General features: G+C 47.0%; 15 protein-coding genes. 10 read left to right on the top strand and 5 right to left on the bottom strand.

All coding sequences use genetic code 11. The annotated features are described in order from the left end of the window. Positions 1-24: 24 nt before the first annotated feature. Positions 25-1,083 carry a methyltransferase domain-containing protein gene (locus ACJJI0_RS03860; RefSeq protein WP_444884739.1) on the bottom strand — a complete coding sequence of 353 codons (1,059 nt, stop codon included), beginning with the start codon at positions 1,081-1,083 and terminating at the stop codon, positions 25-27. 248 nt (positions 1,084-1,331) lie between these two features. Here ACJJI0_RS03860 and ACJJI0_RS03865 point away from each other — a divergent pair, with 248 nt between their 5' ends. Next, positions 1,332-1,952, top strand: a complete 621-nt coding sequence (locus ACJJI0_RS03865; RefSeq protein WP_252081768.1) for an RNA polymerase factor sigma-70 — start codon at positions 1,332-1,334, stop codon at positions 1,950-1,952. A 4-nt stretch (positions 1,953-1,956) separates the two neighbouring features. Then, on the top strand, positions 1,957-2,151 hold the full coding sequence (locus ACJJI0_RS03870) for a zf-HC2 domain-containing protein (RefSeq protein ID WP_252081767.1): 195 nt from the start codon (positions 1,957-1,959) through the stop codon (positions 2,149-2,151). A gap of 70 nt (positions 2,152-2,221) precedes the next feature. Here ACJJI0_RS03870 and ACJJI0_RS03875 read toward each other — a convergent pair whose 3' ends face one another. Further along, a complete protein-coding gene (locus ACJJI0_RS03875; RefSeq protein ID WP_252081766.1) occupies positions 2,222-2,737 on the bottom strand; it encodes a hypothetical protein in 516 nt (171 codons plus the stop codon). Next, entirely contained in the window at positions 2,734-3,738 is a 1,005-nt protein-coding gene (locus tag ACJJI0_RS03880) for a DUF2092 domain-containing protein (protein ID WP_444884740.1), read from the bottom strand. Before ACJJI0_RS03880 ends, ACJJI0_RS03875 begins: the two co-directional genes overlap by 4 nt. 217 nt (positions 3,739-3,955) lie before the next feature. On the opposite strand from ACJJI0_RS03880, the gene ACJJI0_RS03885 reads away from it, so the two are divergent. The 6 genes from ACJJI0_RS03885 (at position 3,956) to ACJJI0_RS03910 (ending at position 12,562) form a co-directional block, all read left to right on the top strand. Continuing rightward, on the top strand, positions 3,956-4,351 hold the full coding sequence (locus tag ACJJI0_RS03885; protein WP_444884741.1) for a hypothetical protein: 396 nt from the start codon (positions 3,956-3,958) through the stop codon (positions 4,349-4,351). A 76-nt stretch (positions 4,352-4,427) separates the two neighbouring features. Next, a complete protein-coding gene (locus ACJJI0_RS03890; RefSeq protein WP_444884742.1) occupies positions 4,428-5,759 on the top strand; it encodes a TolC family protein in 1,332 nt (443 codons plus the stop codon). 14 nt (positions 5,760-5,773) lie between these two features. Next, positions 5,774-7,027, top strand: coding sequence for an efflux RND transporter periplasmic adaptor subunit (locus ACJJI0_RS03895; protein WP_444884743.1), 1,254 nt, complete (start codon positions 5,774-5,776; stop codon positions 7,025-7,027). Positions 7,028-7,040: 13 nt separating this feature from the next. Continuing rightward, positions 7,041-10,187 (top strand): efflux RND transporter permease subunit, encoded by a 3,147-nt coding sequence (locus ACJJI0_RS03900; RefSeq protein ID WP_444884744.1) that lies wholly within the window; start codon positions 7,041-7,043, stop codon positions 10,185-10,187. 227 nt (positions 10,188-10,414) lie between these two features. After that, positions 10,415-10,855, top strand: a complete 441-nt coding sequence (locus ACJJI0_RS03905; protein ID WP_444884745.1) for a hypothetical protein — start codon at positions 10,415-10,417, stop codon at positions 10,853-10,855. A 900-nt stretch (positions 10,856-11,755) separates the two neighbouring features. Then, complete coding sequence (locus tag ACJJI0_RS03910; protein WP_444884746.1) at positions 11,756-12,562, top strand: matrixin family metalloprotease; 807 nt, start codon at positions 11,756-11,758, stop codon at positions 12,560-12,562. An 800-nt stretch (positions 12,563-13,362) separates the two neighbouring features. On the opposite strand, the gene ACJJI0_RS03915 is transcribed toward ACJJI0_RS03910, so the two are convergent. Together ACJJI0_RS03915 and ACJJI0_RS03920 are read right to left on the bottom strand one after the other, a co-directional pair. Then, the gene (locus ACJJI0_RS03915; protein WP_444884747.1) at positions 13,363-13,902 is read right to left on the bottom strand and encodes a serine protease external chaperone; all 540 of its coding nucleotides are present in this window, start codon (positions 13,900-13,902) and stop codon (positions 13,363-13,365) included. Positions 13,903-13,915: 13 nt separating this feature from the next. Further along, entirely contained in the window at positions 13,916-16,228 is a 2,313-nt protein-coding gene (locus ACJJI0_RS03920; protein ID WP_444884748.1) for a S8 family serine peptidase, read from the bottom strand. Positions 16,229-17,181: 953 nt separating this feature from the next. Here ACJJI0_RS03920 and ACJJI0_RS03925 point away from each other — a divergent pair. After that, positions 17,182-18,594, top strand: coding sequence for a hypothetical protein (locus ACJJI0_RS03925; protein ID WP_444884749.1), 1,413 nt, complete (start codon positions 17,182-17,184; stop codon positions 18,592-18,594). A 155-nt stretch (positions 18,595-18,749) separates the two neighbouring features. Then, complete coding sequence (locus ACJJI0_RS03930) at positions 18,750-19,523, top strand: penicillin-binding transpeptidase domain-containing protein (RefSeq protein ID WP_444884750.1); 774 nt, start codon at positions 18,750-18,752, stop codon at positions 19,521-19,523. Positions 19,524-19,572 lie beyond the last annotated feature (49 nt).

Raw genomic sequence — 19,572 nt, forward strand, 5'->3', positions numbered from 1 at the left:
ACGCTGAGTAGTTGGGTCAAACGGTTAGCAGCACTGACTACCAGTGTCGCTACTGCTTATTGAAGGGTTAGTAGCCCCCTCAGAGAAAGGCATCTCTCGACCGCAACCGGGAAATAAACCGAAGTGCTGGGAGAAGTCACCGATAAAGTCAAAGTGGGGAGCCAAGCGCGTTTCTGCCAGCATTTTCCACGTATTACCGCAGACAGAAAACACACGCCCCTTCTCAATCCGGTGGTGTCCATCCAATACAAATTCAGTCGGTTGTTCTGGAATGCTCCCCTTATAAACTACAGCCTGGCCGTAGTCTTCACAGTCTTTTTCCAAGCCTGCCAGTTTGAAAAGACGGTAGCTGGCGGAGTAAAAGCGAACACTGCCACAGCGGGCAAGCAAAAGCGCATTGGTCACTTCCAGTGGGCGACTTTGCACCAGTCGGCTATCGCGGAAGCCGCTGGCCTGGGCCAGTTCGAGGAAATCGTTCCAGTAGAGAGCACCACCCAGGCACTCGCCGATAAGTTCGGGATCCGTACGCAGAGTGTCAGGGACGCGCCTATCGGCATACACATCGGAAAAGTAGAACTCTCCACCTTCCTTTAATAATTGATATAGGCCTCGTAACACGGCCCCTTTGTCGGTAGAGAGATTCACGACACAATTGGAGACAATAACATCGAAACTACCCGGTTCCAGGCCGAGTTCATCCAGTTTTTCGATATAACCATGCAGAAAGGTGATGTTGTCATAGCCAAACTTTTCTGCATGATAATCCTGATGCTGGCGGGCAACTTGTAGTTGTTCATCGGTCATGTCAATACCGACCACTTCACCGCTTGCTCCCACGAGTTGGGAGAGGAGGTAGACATCGCGACCTGAACCACAGCCAAGATCGAGAACCCTGCAGCCTTCTAAAAGCGGGGGGCACACGAGCCCGCAACCGTAATAGCGGGAGAGGACTTCTGGATGTATATTGGCTAGTAGCGGCTTCAGCCAACTTGGCACCGCACTGGCATCGCAGCAGGCATCAGTTTTGAGATCTGATGTGCTTTTTAGCTGGCGTCCGTAGTAGTCCTGAACAATATCATGCATGGAGCATACCTTTCGCAGAGTGATTTTCCTTTCGGGCGCTGGGCGCCATTCGAGGGTTGTTTTTTACCTGTCCTTTCTTTTTGTAACAAGTCCCGCTGCTTCACGACTAATAACTTTGTGATTGTGTTGTTAGTACCGGCAGAGGGAATTAAGTTGCCTTTTGGTGTCAGGGTGAGCTGGCTGTTAGATAATTCTCGCTTTTTAGTTAATATCGCCGGTCTCCGCTTCGATTTTATGAGGGAACGTAGTTGAGCGATTACCTTGCCCCTGATGCTTCGCCTGAACCAAGAGTTGAGGAATCTTTGCAGAACCCCCAGTTTCTGGTGGACCTGCGCCAGCAGATGCTTCGTTTTGCCAGCTTGCAGTTGCAGGATGCCCAATTGGCTGAAGATGCTGTGCAAGAGGCCCTTATGGGAGCCCTGAAAAACTCCCGCAGCTTTACCGGGCGATCGGCCCTGAAAACCTGGGTGTTTGCCATCTTGAAGAACAAGATCGCCGACATTTTGCGACAACGGCAGCGCTTTGTTGATGCCGACCAGCTGGTGCGCGGCGATCGCGAGGAGCACGATCACGACGAGTTATTTGATCAAACCGGCCACTGGAGAAAGGATGAGCGACCAAAGAAATGGGCAGACCCCGAGTCGGCCATTCACGACAAGCATTTTTGGCGAATCTTCGATGCATGCCTCAATCATCTGCCTTCCCGTCAGGCGCAAATATTTATGATGCGAGAGTTTATTGAGCTGGAGAGTCACGAGATCTGTGCCGCAGCAGAGATTTCGGTGAGCAACTTAAATGTGACATTGCACCGGGCGCGCCTGCGATTACGTGAATGCCTGGAAGATAACTGGTTTGGCGTGGAGGGCTGAGTCAATGAAATCGTGCCGGGAAGCTACGCGGTTGATGTCGGAGTCCCAGGAGCGCAGGCTGCAGTTGCGGGAGCAGGCCAGCCTTAAGCTGCATTTGGCAATGTGCGCCCCATGTAGGAACTTTGGCAAACAGCTCAGCATCCTCCGTGGTATCAGTAAATCCTATGCCGAGGGTGGGCCGGAAAGAACTGAGGACTAACGTTCCTATAAGTCTCCCAGCGCCATAAACCCAATCGAGAGTTTCAGTTAGGCGCTGGAAGAATTTCAAGCTATCGCCGCGGCCGCCGTGGTGCTCCTACATGCCGATAGGCGATATGCCCTGCCACGAAATGGGGTTGATACCAATAAGACCCACATCGCTCATAGGTCACATTACCGACCGTCACACTGACACAGCTGGGAGGTAGTGTGTAGAGCCAGCCACCAACACCCACGGCAGTAACCCCCCAATATCTAGGGCCTGGATAGGGCCAGTGTCGAGGGCGCCAGGGTGGAGGGTAAGGAGGGTGACGGTGGTGCCCCGGGCGAATGGGGTGGAATGGTGGATGGTTTGGAAACCTGCGCTCAAAGTCCCCCCGTGCAAATTCACCGTGGAAGCCTCCTCCGGGTCCTGGGCGAACCGCATTGAAGTGTCCACCCACATTAAAATGCGCGCCGCGTCCACCAAAATGCTCGCGCGCCTCCACCTGAGAGCTGAACACTGCGGCGAGCAGAGTTCCGGAGAGTAATAGTGGTGCCGCCCATAGTGACAAGGCTCGCGACTTACGATGCTTAGCATGGATCATTGTGGCGCCTCCTGCTTGTTTGGCTCAGCCTTTTTAAACGGGATTTGTTTGTGCTTCCCGGTAGCTGGAGTGAACTCTTTTGCCGCTTCTGGTTTGGCCTTCATCCATTTAAGTGTCGCGATAAAGCGCGGCTTGGCTGGATCGCGGGTATTAACGGTGGATATGCGAAGTGGTAGGGGCTTATCGCCAACCTGGATCCAGATCTCCCAGTCCAGGTTTTCCGAACGGAAAGCCCAGTGCTTGGTACGTTGCCCGTTAACTTTGGGAGAGTTAACCAGAAAGCCCTCCTTGATCCCTGCCCAGGCGTCCGGTTTGCGCCCCCATTCCAGAAGGTCTGCAAAAGGTACTTCAATGCCGTATTCCTTTGCTGCCTTGGAGAGTACTTGGGAGGTGGGTTGAGAGGCCTCCATTTCGGCAAAATAACCATTGCGCGGGGCAATCATGGTGAACTTGCCACCATTGTGAATAAAGTTCCGAGTAATTGAATCAGTAGTCATATCCACGCGCAGTTTATCTGGTGGCATTGCCATGTATCTGACTTTGCCCCCGATCAATAACTTTTGCTCATTCTCAAGTACTACATCGGCAAAAATTCTGGCTTTGAACATCAGCATCTTCATGCTCGCCAGGTATTTTCCCATTGCCTTCAGTGCCTCCATGGCTTTGGGGTCAATAGCTTCACCATTTTGGTCAACTCCCGCCAAGGACTGAGCGCTTTGCCCTTGTCCAGGTGAGGTATCTGGTGGTGAAGAGGGTTGACCTTGACCGGTTGTGTCCCCCGGTGGCGCAGGGGGTTGGCCCTGACCGGTAGTATTGTCACTAGGAGCTGGGGGCTGGCCCTGCGGTGGATTGTTTGAGCCCCCCTGCTGGTCCTGGGTCGGCGGACTACCTGGCTGAGGCGGTGGGGGAGTGGGCTGTGCAACTACGGCCGGAATTAAGGCTATTGACACAGCAAGAAGCATTGCTCTGGTGTGGCAGCCAAGTGGATGAGGGGCAAGCATATACAGATACCTCCCGGTACAAACTCAAGTTAATGGCATCAAAATCAGTGTAGAGGAGTTGAGGGTGACCAAATGGACAGGGGGCTCACTTTGCTGACTAGGGCTTCTATTTCTCAAAGCCGTTGGCGGTGCACAAATTCTGAGAGGGTTTTCTGTTTGAGCTATCCTGACATGTTTGCTAGAGTCCAGAATAAGATTTTGTGGTCCCCTTGTTCATATGAACCTAGTTAGGCTGTCTTTTTTATTGATCGCACTGCTGGTCTTCCAGACCGCAGGGGCTTTCTATGACAGTCATGAAGAACTGCAGGATGTAACCGAGCATCTACTTCCCCACCATCTGGACCAATCTGATCTCAATAGTGAATTCACTTCGCCGGAACTTGGCGAGGTGGTTCAAGTTTCGCTCCCTGTCGATGAGCCCGCGCAACAGTCACCACTTCTCGACTTTTGTAATCACTGTTGCCACTGCCATGGCAGTACCGTTGCCGGACTGCTCGGACAGTCATTCCAACCCCTTCTCTGGGGTACCATTTCTTATCGTGAAGTGATTAATGTCGCGGTACCCAGCGGTTACTTCTCCCCCTTACTGCGCCCACCTATAACCCAAGTCTGATCGATCTATTACTGCGTGAGTTAAGAGAGTCGCAAGACCCAACTCACGTATATGGGATGTGATTTGGGAGATATCCATGGATTTGTTTCACACGCTCATTGCGAGTGTGATTCGTCGCCTTGCCGCCTGGCTATTGGCGATGGCGATATTGTGTTTGCCTGTGCAACCTGTATTTGCACAGGAGGGGGACTTGCTAACACTACCGGATGCGATAGGGCTTACGCTTGCGCAGAATCCGGAGCTTGCAGTTTTTCCATTGCAGAAAAGGGGTTTGGATGGTACCGGGCAGACTGCGGCACTAAAGCCGGAGATGGAGCTGGGTGTTGAGGCCGAGTACAAGCACTTCAATGAAGGTGACTCGGACAATACTCCAGATCCAGAGGACGATGCCGACAATGAGTTTGAGCTGACGGTAACTCTTTCCTCAGTCGTGGAGATGGGCAATAAACGCCAGGCTCGTATAGATGTTGTCAATGCGCAGCGCGACCTGTTAATCGCCGATGAACAGGCTAAGGCTTTGGATCTGTTGGCGGAAGTGATCCGCCGCTATACCCAGGTCTTGGCCGCCCAAGAGCTGGTGGTTTTGGCGGAAGAGAAAGTCGCGCTGGCACGTGAGGCTTTGAGCGCTGTAAGCGCGCGGGTCAGTGCTGCGGCCAGCCCCGTCTCAGAGCGTATGCGTGCGGAGTCTTCTCTGGCAAAAGCGATCCTCGCACAACAGACCGATCAGAGCATGCTGGTGTACTACAAGCATGCGCTCTCGGCACTCTGGGGGCAGCCAGCCCAAAATTATCGCGTGGACTCCGCTGAGCTTTATCGCTTTGATCCGGGTGCAAGTTTTGAGGCGCTTTATGAAAGAGCCCAGGCAAACCCTGCGATAGCACGATTTGCTTCTGAAGAGCGTTTGCAAGCCTCCCGGCTACGCCTGACCCAGGCGAATTCCAGACCGGATGTTGGATGGTATGCAGGTCTTCGTGTGAATCCGGCAGTTAATGAAACTGCAGTCCAGGCGGGTTTCAGTGTCCCCCTATTTACCGCTAAACGTAATCGCGGTGCTGAACTAACGGCAATGACAGAGCTGGATGAGGTCATGCTGCGTCGTGAGGCAGCACTTTTGCAGCTCTACCCACAGCTTTTTCTCGCAGTGACCAGCCGTGAACAGGCTCTGGGCACTGTCTCCACCTTGCAAGACTCTGTAATCCCCAAGCTGCGCCAGGCTTTAACTGAAGTGGATCGCGCTTACCGCCGGGGTAGGGATTCCTATGTAGACCTGATTTCTGCCCGGGATGAATTGTTGAGTGCCGAGCGAGCCCGCATTGAAGCGGCGCGATCCGTACTTCTTTTCGGCGCAGAAATTGAACAGCTGACCGCCGGGCCCTTAGGGCCCATGAGCGTCGATAGCAGTAAATAATTTTGGATTGAAATATGAGTGAGTCAACTAAAGCGAATCAGCTGGCGATACTGTTCCTTTCCCTGTTTCTCTTGGGGAATTGGTTGGTGCCCCAAAGCTATGCAAGTGGTGATCATAGTGATAGCCATGACGAGCACGGCGAGCATGAGGTAGAGAAAGGCCCAAATGGAGGCCGTTTACTGGAAAAGGGTGATCTGTCAGTTGAACTGCTTATTTATGAGCGAGGCATTCAGCCGGAATTTCGCGCTTGGATTTCTCGGGGAGGTAAGCCTCAGGAAAATGCTCGCCTTACCGTAGAGTTAAAGAGACTCGGTGGGAAAGTGGATCGTATCCCATTTGCCTGGGTGCAACGCAACGGGTATTACCGCGGTGAAGGTGCTGTAGGGGAACCGCATTCTTTCGATGTTACTGTTTCTGTTCTTCATAACGGGGAGCGAGCAGAATGGAGTTACGAATCCCATGAAGGCCGTGTACAAATCTCTGAGGAAATGGCAATAAAAGCCGGCATTGAAACTGCTGTTGCTGGCTCCGGCACAATAAAAGAGAGTGTCACTCTATACGGTAAAACAGCCGTTGATCACCGCAGCCTTAGCCATGTGCGCGCACGCTACCCGGGAACTCTGGTCACTATCGAAAAAGCACTGGGTGATTTGGTAGAAAAAGGGGAAAAACTCGCTACGATTGAATCCAATGACAGCCTGCAAACTTACCCGCTGGTTGCGCCTATTAGCGGCCAGATAATCGATAAACAAGCCAGCCGTGGTGAGTTTAGTGGTGAACGAGTCCTGTTTACTATCGCCAATTACAATCAATTGTGGGCTGAACTACAGGTATTTCCCACTCGCCGTGGTCAGATCAGTCGCGGCCAAAAAGTGTCCATTACAGCTGGAGAGAGAACTTTCGATTCAACCATTGCTAGCCTCGCTCCCGGCGGTAATGGCCAACCCTTCGCGATTGCAAGAGCGGTAATTGAGAATCCTAACGATCTTTGGACAACCGATTTAATGGTTCAGGGCCAAGTGGTAACCAGTGAAAGTCCTGTACCTCTCGTGGTGGAAAATCGGGCTCTGCAGCCATTTCGCAATTGGACAGTGGTATTTGTCAAGGTGGGCGAAGCCTACGAAATTCGCCCGCTCAAGCTTGGGCGTACCGATGGCAAAGTAACGGAAGTGCTGAGTGGTCTCAAAGCGGGGGATCGCTATGTCACTGAGAACAGCTATCTGATCAAAGCGGATATCGAAAAATCCGGCGCTGCACATAACCACTAATTGAGGCCAGAAGATGATTGAAGGCATCCTGCGCTTCTCAATTGAGCGGCGTTTTTTCGTGCTGTCCCTGATCTTTGTATTGGTGGGGCTGGGGATTTGGAGTTACCAGAAACTACCGATTGATGCGGTCCCCGATATTACCAATGTCCAGGTACAGATTAATACTGAGGCCCCCGGATACTCGCCATTAGAAGCTGAGCAACGGATTACCTACCCGGTGGAGGCAGCTCTTGCCGGTCTCCCCAACTTGGAATACACCCGTTCGATTTCCCGCTATGGGCTATCTCAGGTCACTGTGGTTTTTAAGGAGGGGACTGATCTCTATTTTGCCCGTAATTTAATTAACAGTCGCCTCGGTGCCATAAAGAGCAATTTACCCCCGGAGCTGGAGCCCGAGATGGGGCCTATTGCCACCGGTCTTGGTGAGATCTTTATGTACACAGTGGAGGCAAACCCCGGCGCTACCCAGCCGAACGGGCAGCCCTACGATGCCACGGCACTGCGGGAAATTCAGGATTGGATTATCAAGCCGCAATTGTCTTTGGTGCCCGGTGTTACAGAAGTGAATACCATTGGTGGCTACAACAAACAGTATCACGTTACTCCCAATCCTCGGCAGATGCTCAACTTTGGTCTTTCCATGGAAGATATCGCCGAAGCCCTGCGTCGGAATAACGAGAGTCGAGGTGCCGGCTACCTGGAGAATAATGGTCGTCAATTATTAGTGCGCTCACCAGGCCAGTTACAAGGTATCGCCGAAATTGAAGATGTAGTGATTACCAGTCGCAGTGGGGCGCCGGTTAAAGTTTCGGACGTGGCGGAAGTGGCTATCGGAAAGGAACTGCGTACCGGCGCTGCCACGCGTGATGGTGTAGAAACGGTACTGGGTACCGCCATGATGCTGGTGGGGGAGAACTCCCGAGAGGTAGCCCGCAATGTTGCGGTTGCCTTGGAGGGAGTAAAGTCTACCGTGCCGGAGGGTATTAAGGTAGAAGCGGTTTACGACCGCACCACTCTGGTAGATAAAGCCATTGCTACGGTACAGAAAAACCTTATCGAGGGGGCGTTACTGGTTGTTGTAGTGTTGTTCCTGCTACTGGGGAATATTCGAGCAGCTTTTATCACCGCAGCAGTAATTCCGCTTTCTATGCTCGCCACAATTTTCGGCATGGTGCAAACCGGTGTTTCCGCAAACTTGATGAGTCTTGGTGCTCTAGACTTCGGATTGATTGTCGATGGGGCGGTGATTATTGTCGAGAATGCCATTCGCAGACTTGCCGAAGCCCAGGGCCGTAAAGGCGGCAAGTTGCCCTTGCAAGAGCGACTGGAACTGGTTTTTCAAGCCACTAACGAAGTTATTCGCCCAAGCTTGTTTGGTGTGTTGATTATCACGGTGGTGTATATACCATTGTTCACCTTAACCGGTGTGGAAGGCAAGATGTTCCACCCCATGGCTGCTACTGTAGTAATGGCTTTGCTGGCTGCGCTGGTACTTTCACTGACAGTTGTACCGGCAGCGGTTGCTGTTTTCCTCACAGGCAAAATCAGTGAGAAAGAAAACAAGCTGATCGTTGCTACCAAATCTCTTTATAAGCCACTGCTAATCGCTGCGATGAAAGTGCGCTGGCTGGTACTTTCCGGGGCTCTTGCACTGGTACTTTTTTGTAGCTGGCTTGCAACCACCCTGGGCTCGGAATTTATTCCTCAATTGAATGAGGGAGATATCGCACTACACGCCTTGCGGATTCCCGGCACCGGTTTGGAGCAATCGGTCGAGATGCAGCGCTTGTTGGAACAGCGAATTAAAGAATTTCCTCAGGTAGACAAAGTATTCGCAAAGATAGGCACACCAGAAGTGGCCACAGACCCAATGCCCCCCAATGTGGCCGATAATTTTGTGATCCTAAAACCCCGGAGCCAGTGGCCTAATCCGAAACTACCTCAAGAGCAACTGGTAGCAGAGCTTGAAGAAGCTGTGCGTCAGTTGCCAGGTAACAACTACGAATTTACTCAGCCAATTCAGATGCGCTTTAACGAACTGATTTCCGGGGTGCGTGCAGATCTGGGCATCAAAGTATTCGGCGATGATCTGGATCAGCTGGTGGCCTCCGCTAATGAAATCCTCGGTGTGCTCAATGGTATTGAAGGGGTTGCCGATGCGAGGGTAGAGCAGGTAGAGGGACTGCCGGTTCTCTCTGTTGTGCCCAAGCGAATCGCACTTGCCCGTTACGGTATTGATCTGAAAACACTGCAGGATTTAGTATCCACCGCGATTGGTGGGGAGGAGGCCGGATTGATTTACGAAGGAGACCGTCGTTTCCAATTGGTAGTCCGCCTGCCGGAGGAACTACGTCGTGATTACGAAAGTCTCGGTGATTTACCTGTGCCGTTACCCGCCGGTAGTCCACTGGGTAGCTATGTGCCATTGTCTGAAGTTGCCAGTTTGGAGATGACGCCAGCTCCAAATCAAATAAGCCGTGAAAATGGTAAGCGACGTGTGGTGGTAACAGCCAACGTGCGCGACCGTGATCTGGGTTCTTTTGTGGAAGAGGCGAGGGCGAGTATCAAGCAGCAGGTATCCCTGCCAGCAGGATATTGGCTTGCCTATGGGGGTACCTTCGAACAGCTGGAATCCGCAAGTACCCGCTTGTCAATCGTAGTGCCGTTAACGTTGCTTATCATTCTCGGCTTACTGGTAATGGCTTTTGGATCGTTTAAGGATGCCCTGATTATCTTTACCGGAGTCCCCTTGGCGTTGACTGGGGGTGTCCTGGCTCTATGGATGCGTGGTATGCCACTGTCGATCTCTGCAGGAGTTGGCTTCATCGCCCTATCAGGTGTGGCAGTCTTAAATGGCCTGGTAATGCTCTCTTTTATCCGTCAATTACGCCAGCAAGGAGGTGGGCTTTTCACTTCAATTATCGATGGCGCCATGACCCGTCTGCGTCCGGTGTTGATGACTGCATTGGTGGCCAGCCTCGGCTTTGTGCCTATGGCTTTGAATGTAGGTACAGGAGCTGAAGTGCAAAGACCCCTAGCAACGGTAGTGATTGGGGGAATTATTTCTTCAACATTGTTGACGTTATTTGTATTGCCACTGCTTTATCGGATTGTACATGGAAGAGAGGAGGCTAATAGGGACACAAGGATAGCCGAATAAACTGATCAGCTTACTCATACTACCTCAGGGAGTTAGAGTTAGTATGAGTAGGGCTCCTATTGCAAACCATACGATAGCTGACAAATATGCCATTATTCTGTCTGGCTTAAATATACTGGGGCTACGACTCTTTGAATCGTAAGTGATTTTTTAGAAGCCATAGTTTTCAACGTAATTTACTTTGCATCTGAAATTTTGAGTGTCCAAACAAAGTTGGGGATTTCAAAATGACTGAAAGTTACTGGAAATTTAAACCGTTTGTAGGGGTGTTTTTGGGCGCTGCTTGGTTCATATCCCTGGTCCTTGGTCTTAAAGTTTGGGAGATGACGCACACAGCAACATTATTTCCAAGCTTACCTAGAGCAATGCAATTTACTCTAGTCTTGTCTTTAACTGGAGTAATAATATTTGTATTAGCAGAGCTCATCGTTTTATGGTTTCATATTAATCAGAATAAATGTTTTCAGCACCTCGAAAGGTGCTGGATTCTATACTTGCTCGCTATATTAATTTTTACTTACTTTGTGGCTCATTTGCCGAATTCTAATGAGCATGTAGAGGCTCCTCTAATAGCATTAGCTGCCGCACTCATGTTGTTAGTCTTGGGTATTTGTATTGATGTAGTGATGTTCAATCTATATAGGTGGGTGGCACTAATTAAGAATTAAAAAATAAAGCGTCGCTAGTCATCAAGTCATTTATTTGGCGATACTCTCATGGTGCCACTTGTTTCCATTGTATCAATTTATCAAACGATGGTTTTGCCAAGGGGGATCAAAAGCAAAGAGTAGGTAAAGAAGTGAGATAAAATTGAACGAGTGATTCAGGTTCAAGCTACTGGACGGCCTTTGCTGGTTTGTTGGGTTTCTTCTACTACGTTGTGCTTTCTTATAGAAATCTACTTTATCCGTGAATCTAGAATGATATTTTTGGGAAGTTAACGAAATACCTGAACAGATTTTTGGAGGTTTCTCTTTCTGGCCCACTGTGCTGGACTTAGTTCTCTTGTTGGCGAAGGCCATTATGATTATTGAGCCCAGGCAGTATCACTTTGCACTGTTTTTAGGTGGTCACTAGAAAACTGCTATGTCCAGTTTTAACTTGAGTATTTCTTACCTTTCATGGATGGATAAAACTCCTGTTGAGCTCAGTCTTAAGATCACATAACCATATGATCTTCTGTCCGATCCTTAAAGTGCAGCATCAGGTGTCGTCGGACGTATACCTTGCCTACCAGGCGCAGCTGAAGTCTATTGATACGGTCGGGGCTATCATTTTTGCCAATTAGATTAAACTTGAAGGCGTCTACAACAATAAGAAGCAGACTACCGACAAAGCTAAAGAAAGTCTTAGCCACTTAATCCATGACTTTGGAGTAGAGACTGTGGATGCCCACTCGGATGGGACTTGGTTAAGCAATGAGAATAGTGCTATGGCATAGATTATGAGGTTCTAATATTGTTTCGAAAGGATTCTGCTGCGAGAAACCACCTATATCCCCGCGTTTTACTAAACATGTATTATCGTTTTAGTTATGTTTCTTTAATGTTTTACATTGGTGGATTACAGTGTCATCAGACAATAGCAGCTATTCAAATGAAACACTCCATCTGGAACTTAAGTCAAAAAAAGAATGTGATTCTTGCGTCGAGCCTATGGTTCATAAGTATGGTGAGAATAAGATTTGTGTCACTGATAAAGTGGGATATCCTGCCTTAAAAAATAGATCCCCTCTGGATTTAGTGTTGCACAGTGGAGAGGGGTACATCCCCCTTTGGGGGAAGGATGTAACTCTCAGGTGGAAATTTGATGAAGAGTCTTTGCGATATTTTAAAAACCCAGACGAAGTAAAAAACTATATTCGGGCTCTACTTGGGGAGGCCTTGTTAAAGTGGGGGGATGCTTCTCCGGTTAAATTTAATGAGAACCCAAATGTGTGGGATTTTAAAATTAGAGTAGAGCCTGTAGAAAGTTGTAGTGTGGTAGGTTGTACATTGGCGCGTGCCTTTTTTCCTAATTCGGGGCGTAATGAATTAGTGCTCTTTCCCACAATGTTTGAGCAAAGTCGAAAAGAGCAGGTTGATACTATGATTCACGAGCTGGGCCATATATTTGGATTAAGGCATTTCTTTGCGGACTTGAAAGAGAAAGCTTGGTCTAGCGTGATCTATGGTGTGCATAAGCCATTTTCCATCATGAATTATGGCGAAAAAAGTGAGCTCACTGAAGCTGATAAGAATGATTTGAAAACTCTTTATGATTTAGCTTGGTCTAAACAGTTGATTGAAATTGATGGGACGCAAATTAGATTTGTTAAACCATATCATGAGACTATTGAACAGGTATCTGTTTTTGTTGAGGTTTCAAATGTGTAAACTCTAAAGTGCTCTAGAATGGGTGGGCTAGTGAAGTGTAGTGGTCAACTGTAGTAGTTCAGACTTGATCTGATAGTTACCGGTTTTTTCAAAAGGTGCTTTGTCAGGTTATATTCAGTTTACGAGTTTTTCCTTCCAGATCTTTTCACCAAGGTCAATGCGATCATTATCGTAATATACGAGCCATTTTCCCAGATCCTTTTTTAGGTCTTTAATTAATCCATAGAACTTTCGACGCAATGAGGGCTGCTGAAGCCCCTGCAAAATAGTTTTATGGGAGCGTTTACAGATAGCGTTCGTTTGTAGGCGCTTGACTTTTGGCTTGGTAAGCTCTATCTCGTTGATGCTCAAGTTCAACTGATAATCATGCTGCTTCAACTTGCCACAATATTCAGTTCCGCAGTAAGGGTACACAGTACCGGTAGGTCATGGATGGCATAAAATACTTATACATGGCCTTCCAGAAAAGTCTCCCGCGGTCATAGGTGTTTGGTGCTATACGGCTCGCAGTGGGTTACCCTTGCAAAGGTATCGACAGTTGGGCGATAGAGAGTGCTGGAAAAGCTCTGGCGCTTCTCATATGGGGCAGTATGATACTAGTGTTAATATTCGTTGGTTTTACAATCCAGGTTTGAGTATCCACTTTCGGCAAGCTGGAAAAGCTAGTGGCCAGAATTTATAGTCCAAATCTTGTTGGTTAAATCCGGAAGTTGTTCGCTATTTACAATTGAAAAGGCATCACTTATCAGTGATGCCTTTTGCTTTTATAAGATAAAACTCACTTCTATAGGTTATTTTATCTATTGTGCTTTGTGCATAGTCTCAGTGACTTCGACTCGACTTTCAATTGTCAGGCCGGACCGTTTTATTGCATTGAAAGCTTCTAATAAATCATTGCCTTCTTTAATTTTCAAGATGGCAATGTCAGTACCAGGAAATACCGATAATACTTTCATGCCGGTAGCTTCAGCTACTTCAGACGCGGTAACATTTTTACTTAATAAAACTGTTACGTTTCCAGTTAGAGTTGTTAATTCTCCAGTTATCGTGTTCCGAACTATCGTCCCTTTACCGACTATACCCCTTTCAGAATTCTTGTCGATATTCACAATAGCTATTTGGCCTGTTGTGGTAACAGTTTGATCCGGCGCTGCAATTGATGAAGGAACTCTTGCCAGGGAATGCTCAACCTTGAAGATGCCAAATTCGGCATTTTCTCTTAGCTGTTTGACCTTAAAGCCTCCAACCTCAGCGCTAAATTCATTCTCCATGACGCTAGCCTGTGTCATACCAGATATACACATTGCGGCAGTTAAGATTATTAATTTATTCAGCTTCATTGTATTACCCTTCTTATTGAGCTGCGCGCCCGAACGCTCTTAGTGATACGCCTTCTAGAACACTTTCTACAGGGTTGTTTATCATACCTGTTGCTCCCCATAAGTTATCTGTTCTTGTGAATTCGATGTCAGTTTCACCAGTATCTAATGCTCTAATAGTCCAAGTCCCCTTAGCATTTTCACCATAAAATGCATTAGAAAGAATTACCCCGTTCTTCAAAATGTATCCAGGTAAAAATCCGTCAGTAAAACTATAAGCAGCATCTATCAGTGCCTGCTTAGAAGAAAGTAAAACACTTCTAGTGCCTGAAGGGGATACTACTTCAAGTGCTAAGTCATTTCCGGCTGAGGTTATTAGGCCTGGATCCAATAAATAACCCATATGGTCATTGCGGATATCAAACTCGAACTGCATCGCTTCAACAATAATGTCTTCTGTAATTTCGATTTTTTGAATTACGCCAGCTGCATTATTGTCAGGGATAATCGCTTCTATGGTTTCTTTATCAGCGGTAGTGCCTACACCTTTCCACTCAGTGATAATCTGTTCTTCAAGATTCTCAGAATAATTTAAAGCCATCGCAACGGCTGCACCTGCATCGACTCGACCAAAGCCATATAAGTTGTTAAAGCGATAACCTGCCGCATTTTCAACCCAGCCATCATGAGCGACAAAAGAGCCTTCCCCAATTGTCAATTCGACTTTTTCATTTTCACTATCAATCACGGTACTTGTTGAAGCTAAAATGTGTCGAACATCACGCCAGGTCAACTTTGGATTTGCAGATAGGATAAGAGACACAACACCTGACGCATTGGGGGCTGCTGATGATGTACCATTGAAGGTTGAAGTATAGTTACAACTGGTATTCTCTGGGTGGCCTGGGTAGTTGAATGGGTAAAAGCTGGCCGCAATATCTTCATTATACTCGTCGCTAAAATAAGCTATCGCTGCCCCATTAAAACCAGAATAACCATTAATACAGGTCATTTGGTCTGTTGTTACCATAGCGGGAGCCCAGCGCCCATACTCGCCAGCAGGCGCGGAAACCATTACGCTTGCACCGGCCGTTGAGTAACTTGTATGTTTACCATTAGCGTTTACTGCGGCAACAGTTAGGTAGTACGGGTGTCCCTGGCTTGGCTCAAATGCAGAGTTATAGCATGTTAGGCCTAGGTCATTAGCCTTATTATCCTTACATAATGAACCTTCAAGGTCTCGGCCTGCATCCTCAAAGGAATTACCACTAGACTTGATGTTCAAAGCACCTTTACCGCCTCGAAGGTTGAGGTTAGGGTAGGATTCGATAGCCTCATCTAAAGCAGAGTACCCAATAAAAACTGGATAGGTAATACCGTAGCTGCGGTTAAATGCTGAAATTTCTTCATCTGTGGAAATGCCACTTCCTGGAAATCCATGAGCTAATAGGTCAGTTTGCTCTATTTTGTCACTGCCTAAATAATTCATGCCGATCAGCCCTGTATCTGGAGCTACACCGCGGCCACCAATATTATTCCAACCTTTAGCCGCAATTAATCCAGCTACGCTAGTACCATGATCGCCGCTATTGGAAAGGCTGGTTGGGTCAGTTCTATCTGTTGCTAATTCGTCTAAGTTAAGGGAGCGGTTGGACAAAACATTATCTATCAAGTCTTCATGGCGAATTTCTAAGCCAGAATCTACAACAACGGCTGTCACACCTGCACCTGTCACACCTTGAGCATAAGCAGATGCAACATTCATATCTTCGCCAGCAACAAGCTCCTCGGCTAAAGCTTCTGCAAACCTTTCAGCAGCCTTCTCGGCAGTTAATCTTTCTGCATCGACCTCTGCTTGCGCCATACCTTCACTGAGTGAGTAAGCTTTTTGGCCAGTATTATGTAGATGCCATTGCTGATAGGCCAAAGGGTCATTTACAACATTTATTATTTCTATAGTTGAAGAGGCAGAGGCACCATTTGCAGTTACCGTATAAGAAATGGAAGCTGCATGTCCTGAGTGTGAGGTGTATTCAAATTGATCGCCGTTTAGTGTCAATAGGCCGTGACTAAATGTATAAACGTCATCAACAGGGTCAATCGTCTCATCATTCTCTGAAAAACTATAGGACAAAGCATCACCATTTTGATCTTTACCTAATAGTTTTCCTGTTACAGGAATCCATTGCTTTGCCCCATCTACTGTTACCGCACCAGCAGTTGGTGGAATATCAGCCGGCTCCGGGGCAGGAGCCGGAGAAGATGAATTATCGTCGTTTACGCAACCGGATAATGTTAGTAAAAGAGCTGCTTGAATAGCAGAAAGTTGAAACATTTTTTTATTCATTTAAATTCCCCATTATCCCCGCTATAAATGTTTTTCGGGTGTTGGCATTATAAACAACCTCATAGAGATTTAGCCAACTTAACTTGGCCATCTTGTTTATACCTTCCTGACTTTTGTTTTTATTGTGACATTTGGGCAGGGTTTGACCAAAAAGTGATCAGTCTGACTTATTTATAGAAGAGTACCTTTCTGTATCCAGGCCTATTGATAGCAACTCTTATGATTGACAGAGGGCAGACAGTCCTCAGGAGAGAATTAGATATTCTTTGGTTTAGTTCTGATTTAGATCTTTCTGTGAGGATTTAGTTGGTAATGATTTCAAGAGACAACTGTTAGGCTGATGATTAAAACAAAAAGGTAAAGTATTGTTTATGGTTGCAGAAATGATTTTGTAATTAAAAACGCATTAGGATGAAGCAATCACGAAGCATAAAGTTTCATACGCTATTTGGGTAAGGTCTTGTTCAGGCGGGTTTTGGCCAAGAATGCTTTTGGTAAGTAGGCTCAATCAGAGTATGTCCGTAATGTGGATATAAATGAATGCTGAAAAAGTTCACAACATCATTAATGCCACGGCAAGTAATTTGGCATCAATAGATCTGTAGAGCAACAGCAAGAAAACTGTTATGCATATCGAATATATTCGATATTTCTTCACTTACTCTATCTAAGTCTTTTGTATGATAGTACAGGGGGATTGATTTGTGGTGTATCTTTCCATTAGGGAATGGTTAATGAATCGTTAAGTTTCAATCTCTCGGGTGGCACCCGTTAGTTTTGGGTGCAGGAGCTAGAGCTTTGCTTCTGTGGTGTTAAAGATTGCTGTGTAATGCCTCGCATTTAAGAGGTTGATGTTTGAAAGAAAATTCTTGTTATCTATAAGTTTTTTACAAATAAAAGCCTTCCTTTAAAGTTTTTTATTGTGTAGCCTTTTAATCTCTCCATGATTTTATTTGTTCTTTTTTGAGTGGCTGTGCTCGGGAATGGCTTGTTGCTCTTGGCATCGATTTTTCAAGATATACTTCAAAATAAATTTAAATAAAAGGAAGGTTGTTTTGAGTAAGAGAATATTTGCAGTAATTATAATCATTTTTAGCTTAAAGGTCTTTGCATCAGATCCCAACGTAGATCAAGCCAGGGCCTCTTTACAGGTTGTCAAAGAGCTAACACCCTGGCCTTGGGAGGAGCCTGTTACTCCAATACTCGATGATTATTTGGCCGCTGAGTTTGACCAGTATCAGGGGTGGGCTAAATCGCTTTATATGGTTGATGAATTGAAAATGCACAAGTGGGGTCAGTCTATCACTGAGTTTACCGTGCTCGCCGAACTTTTATATACCTTTCAGCCGGAAGATTACCAAGAGGAGAACAGGTTAACTTTTGAAGCTGCTATTGCGGATTTAGATATGTTCCGGATGGAGCTGAATGAATTCCTGTATCCCTATGTGCCTAGCTATAACCTCAAGCATCAGAATTTGGTACGGCATTTTGACGGTGAGGGTATTGTCATTGGGGTGTTTGATTTGTTTGATCCTGTTCGTTTACAGGAACAGCGCGAGCGGCACCCTAATATCGAAGCAGAAGTTCAATTTGGTGATCCCATTACCTTCCTGCATGGCAATACCGTTATTGATATTATCCTCGATATTGCGCCCAAGGCTACTATTGTACCCATAAGTACTGAAAGCAAAACGTACAATGAAGCCATGGCTTACATGCGTAGCCGAGATGATATTGATGTAATTAATATGAGTCGGGCTTTTCATATCACCAATGATCAGCTGGATCCGGAGTTCTCGGAGCATCTATCGCATATTTTGCAATCCAAAATATTTACCAAGTCAATTGGGAATACAGGTACTGACTTGGAAGGTGAGAATACGGATGTTCGCAAGCGTCTGGGCCTTCCTCCGCTGGGAAGTTTCTTTACCTATGACCTGGATCTGATCAAGGCCTTTTTACAGCAAAATCAAGGTGCTCCAGGCAGTCAAAACTTGATGTTTGCGATCAATTTGCAGCCATTCTCTAACGAAGTCTCTTTAACTGCCACGGTTCCTGGTTATAACCCCTTGGCGATCAAGCGGAGCTTTGCTATTTCGGGAGATGCAGTTTACTCAGTTTCAAGCCATAACTTTGAATCCGGTAGCTCTTTTGCCGCACCACAGTTGGCGGCTATCAGCGCGTTGCTATTGGATGCAGCGGATTATTATGGGTACTCCAGCGGTGAGGCTGTGCCATTGGTAGCGCAGTCGCTTCAGGGTACGGCAAGGCGATCCCACTTAGGTGTCAATAATACCGGATTGGGCCTTGTTGATGCCCACAAGGCATTAGCAAAGCTAATTCAGTCGAGTCGAAGGGTAGAATAGCTCTTTGCGAAGTTTTCGATGCCGGTAACAGCTACCTGTGCAATCTTCGTGTCGGAGTACTCCTGAAATGAAGGCAGGTGAGAATGCGGCAGGATCGTTTATGATTGCTACCCTGATCAGATATTTTATTAACCAGTACCTCTGGGAAGTTCAAATTGAAAGCAATCGTATTATTATTTCTGCTCTTTAGTAGTCTCGCCTGGTCTTCCGAAGATATCGAATGTGGCAAATCATGCACATTTGTACTGAAAAATCACAAAGAGGCCACTTACTCAATCATCAATGAAAAGAGAGCCGATGTAAGGCTCACGCCGTTCTCAACCTTTAAGGTGCCTAACACTCTGATTGCATTAGATGCTGGTTTGGTCCGCAACCTCGTACAGGAATTAACCTATGACCACTTGAAGTATCCGGCTCAGCGATGGTGGCCCAGTATTTGGTATGACAAGCCGCTACCCATCCGGGCGGCTTTTCAAAATTCCGCAGTGCCTATTTATCGGCAATTAGCCTCTCAAATAGGCAGGAAGAGAATGAATCAATATTTGATTCAGTTCGACTATGGCAACAGGGATATCTCCTCTGGTTTGGATAAATTTTGGCTAAATGGGAGCCTGAAGATATCGGCCAAGGAGCAGGTGAACTTCTTACAAAAGCTATTTTCTGGAGCCCTGCCTATTTCTGATGACTCTCTTGCTTTATTCAAAGAAGTTATGTTGGTAGAGGAGACAGACTCGTACAAGCTCTATGCAAAAACGGGAGGCGGGCAGATTAATGATGAATTTGCTTTGGGTTGGTATGTTGGCGTAGTGGAAACTGGCAGCAATATGTATTTTTTTGCAGTCAATATAGATGGTAAGAGTTTTGCCGAAGTACAGCAGAGAAGGATTCAGTTTGCCCGACAACACTTGTCACGGCTCGGAGTGATTTAGATTCCCGCTTTATAAATAAGTTAATGATTTCCCATTACTGGTAAGCAGT

This window comes from Microbulbifer mixtoriginis (SeqCode) (assembly GCF_052466695.1).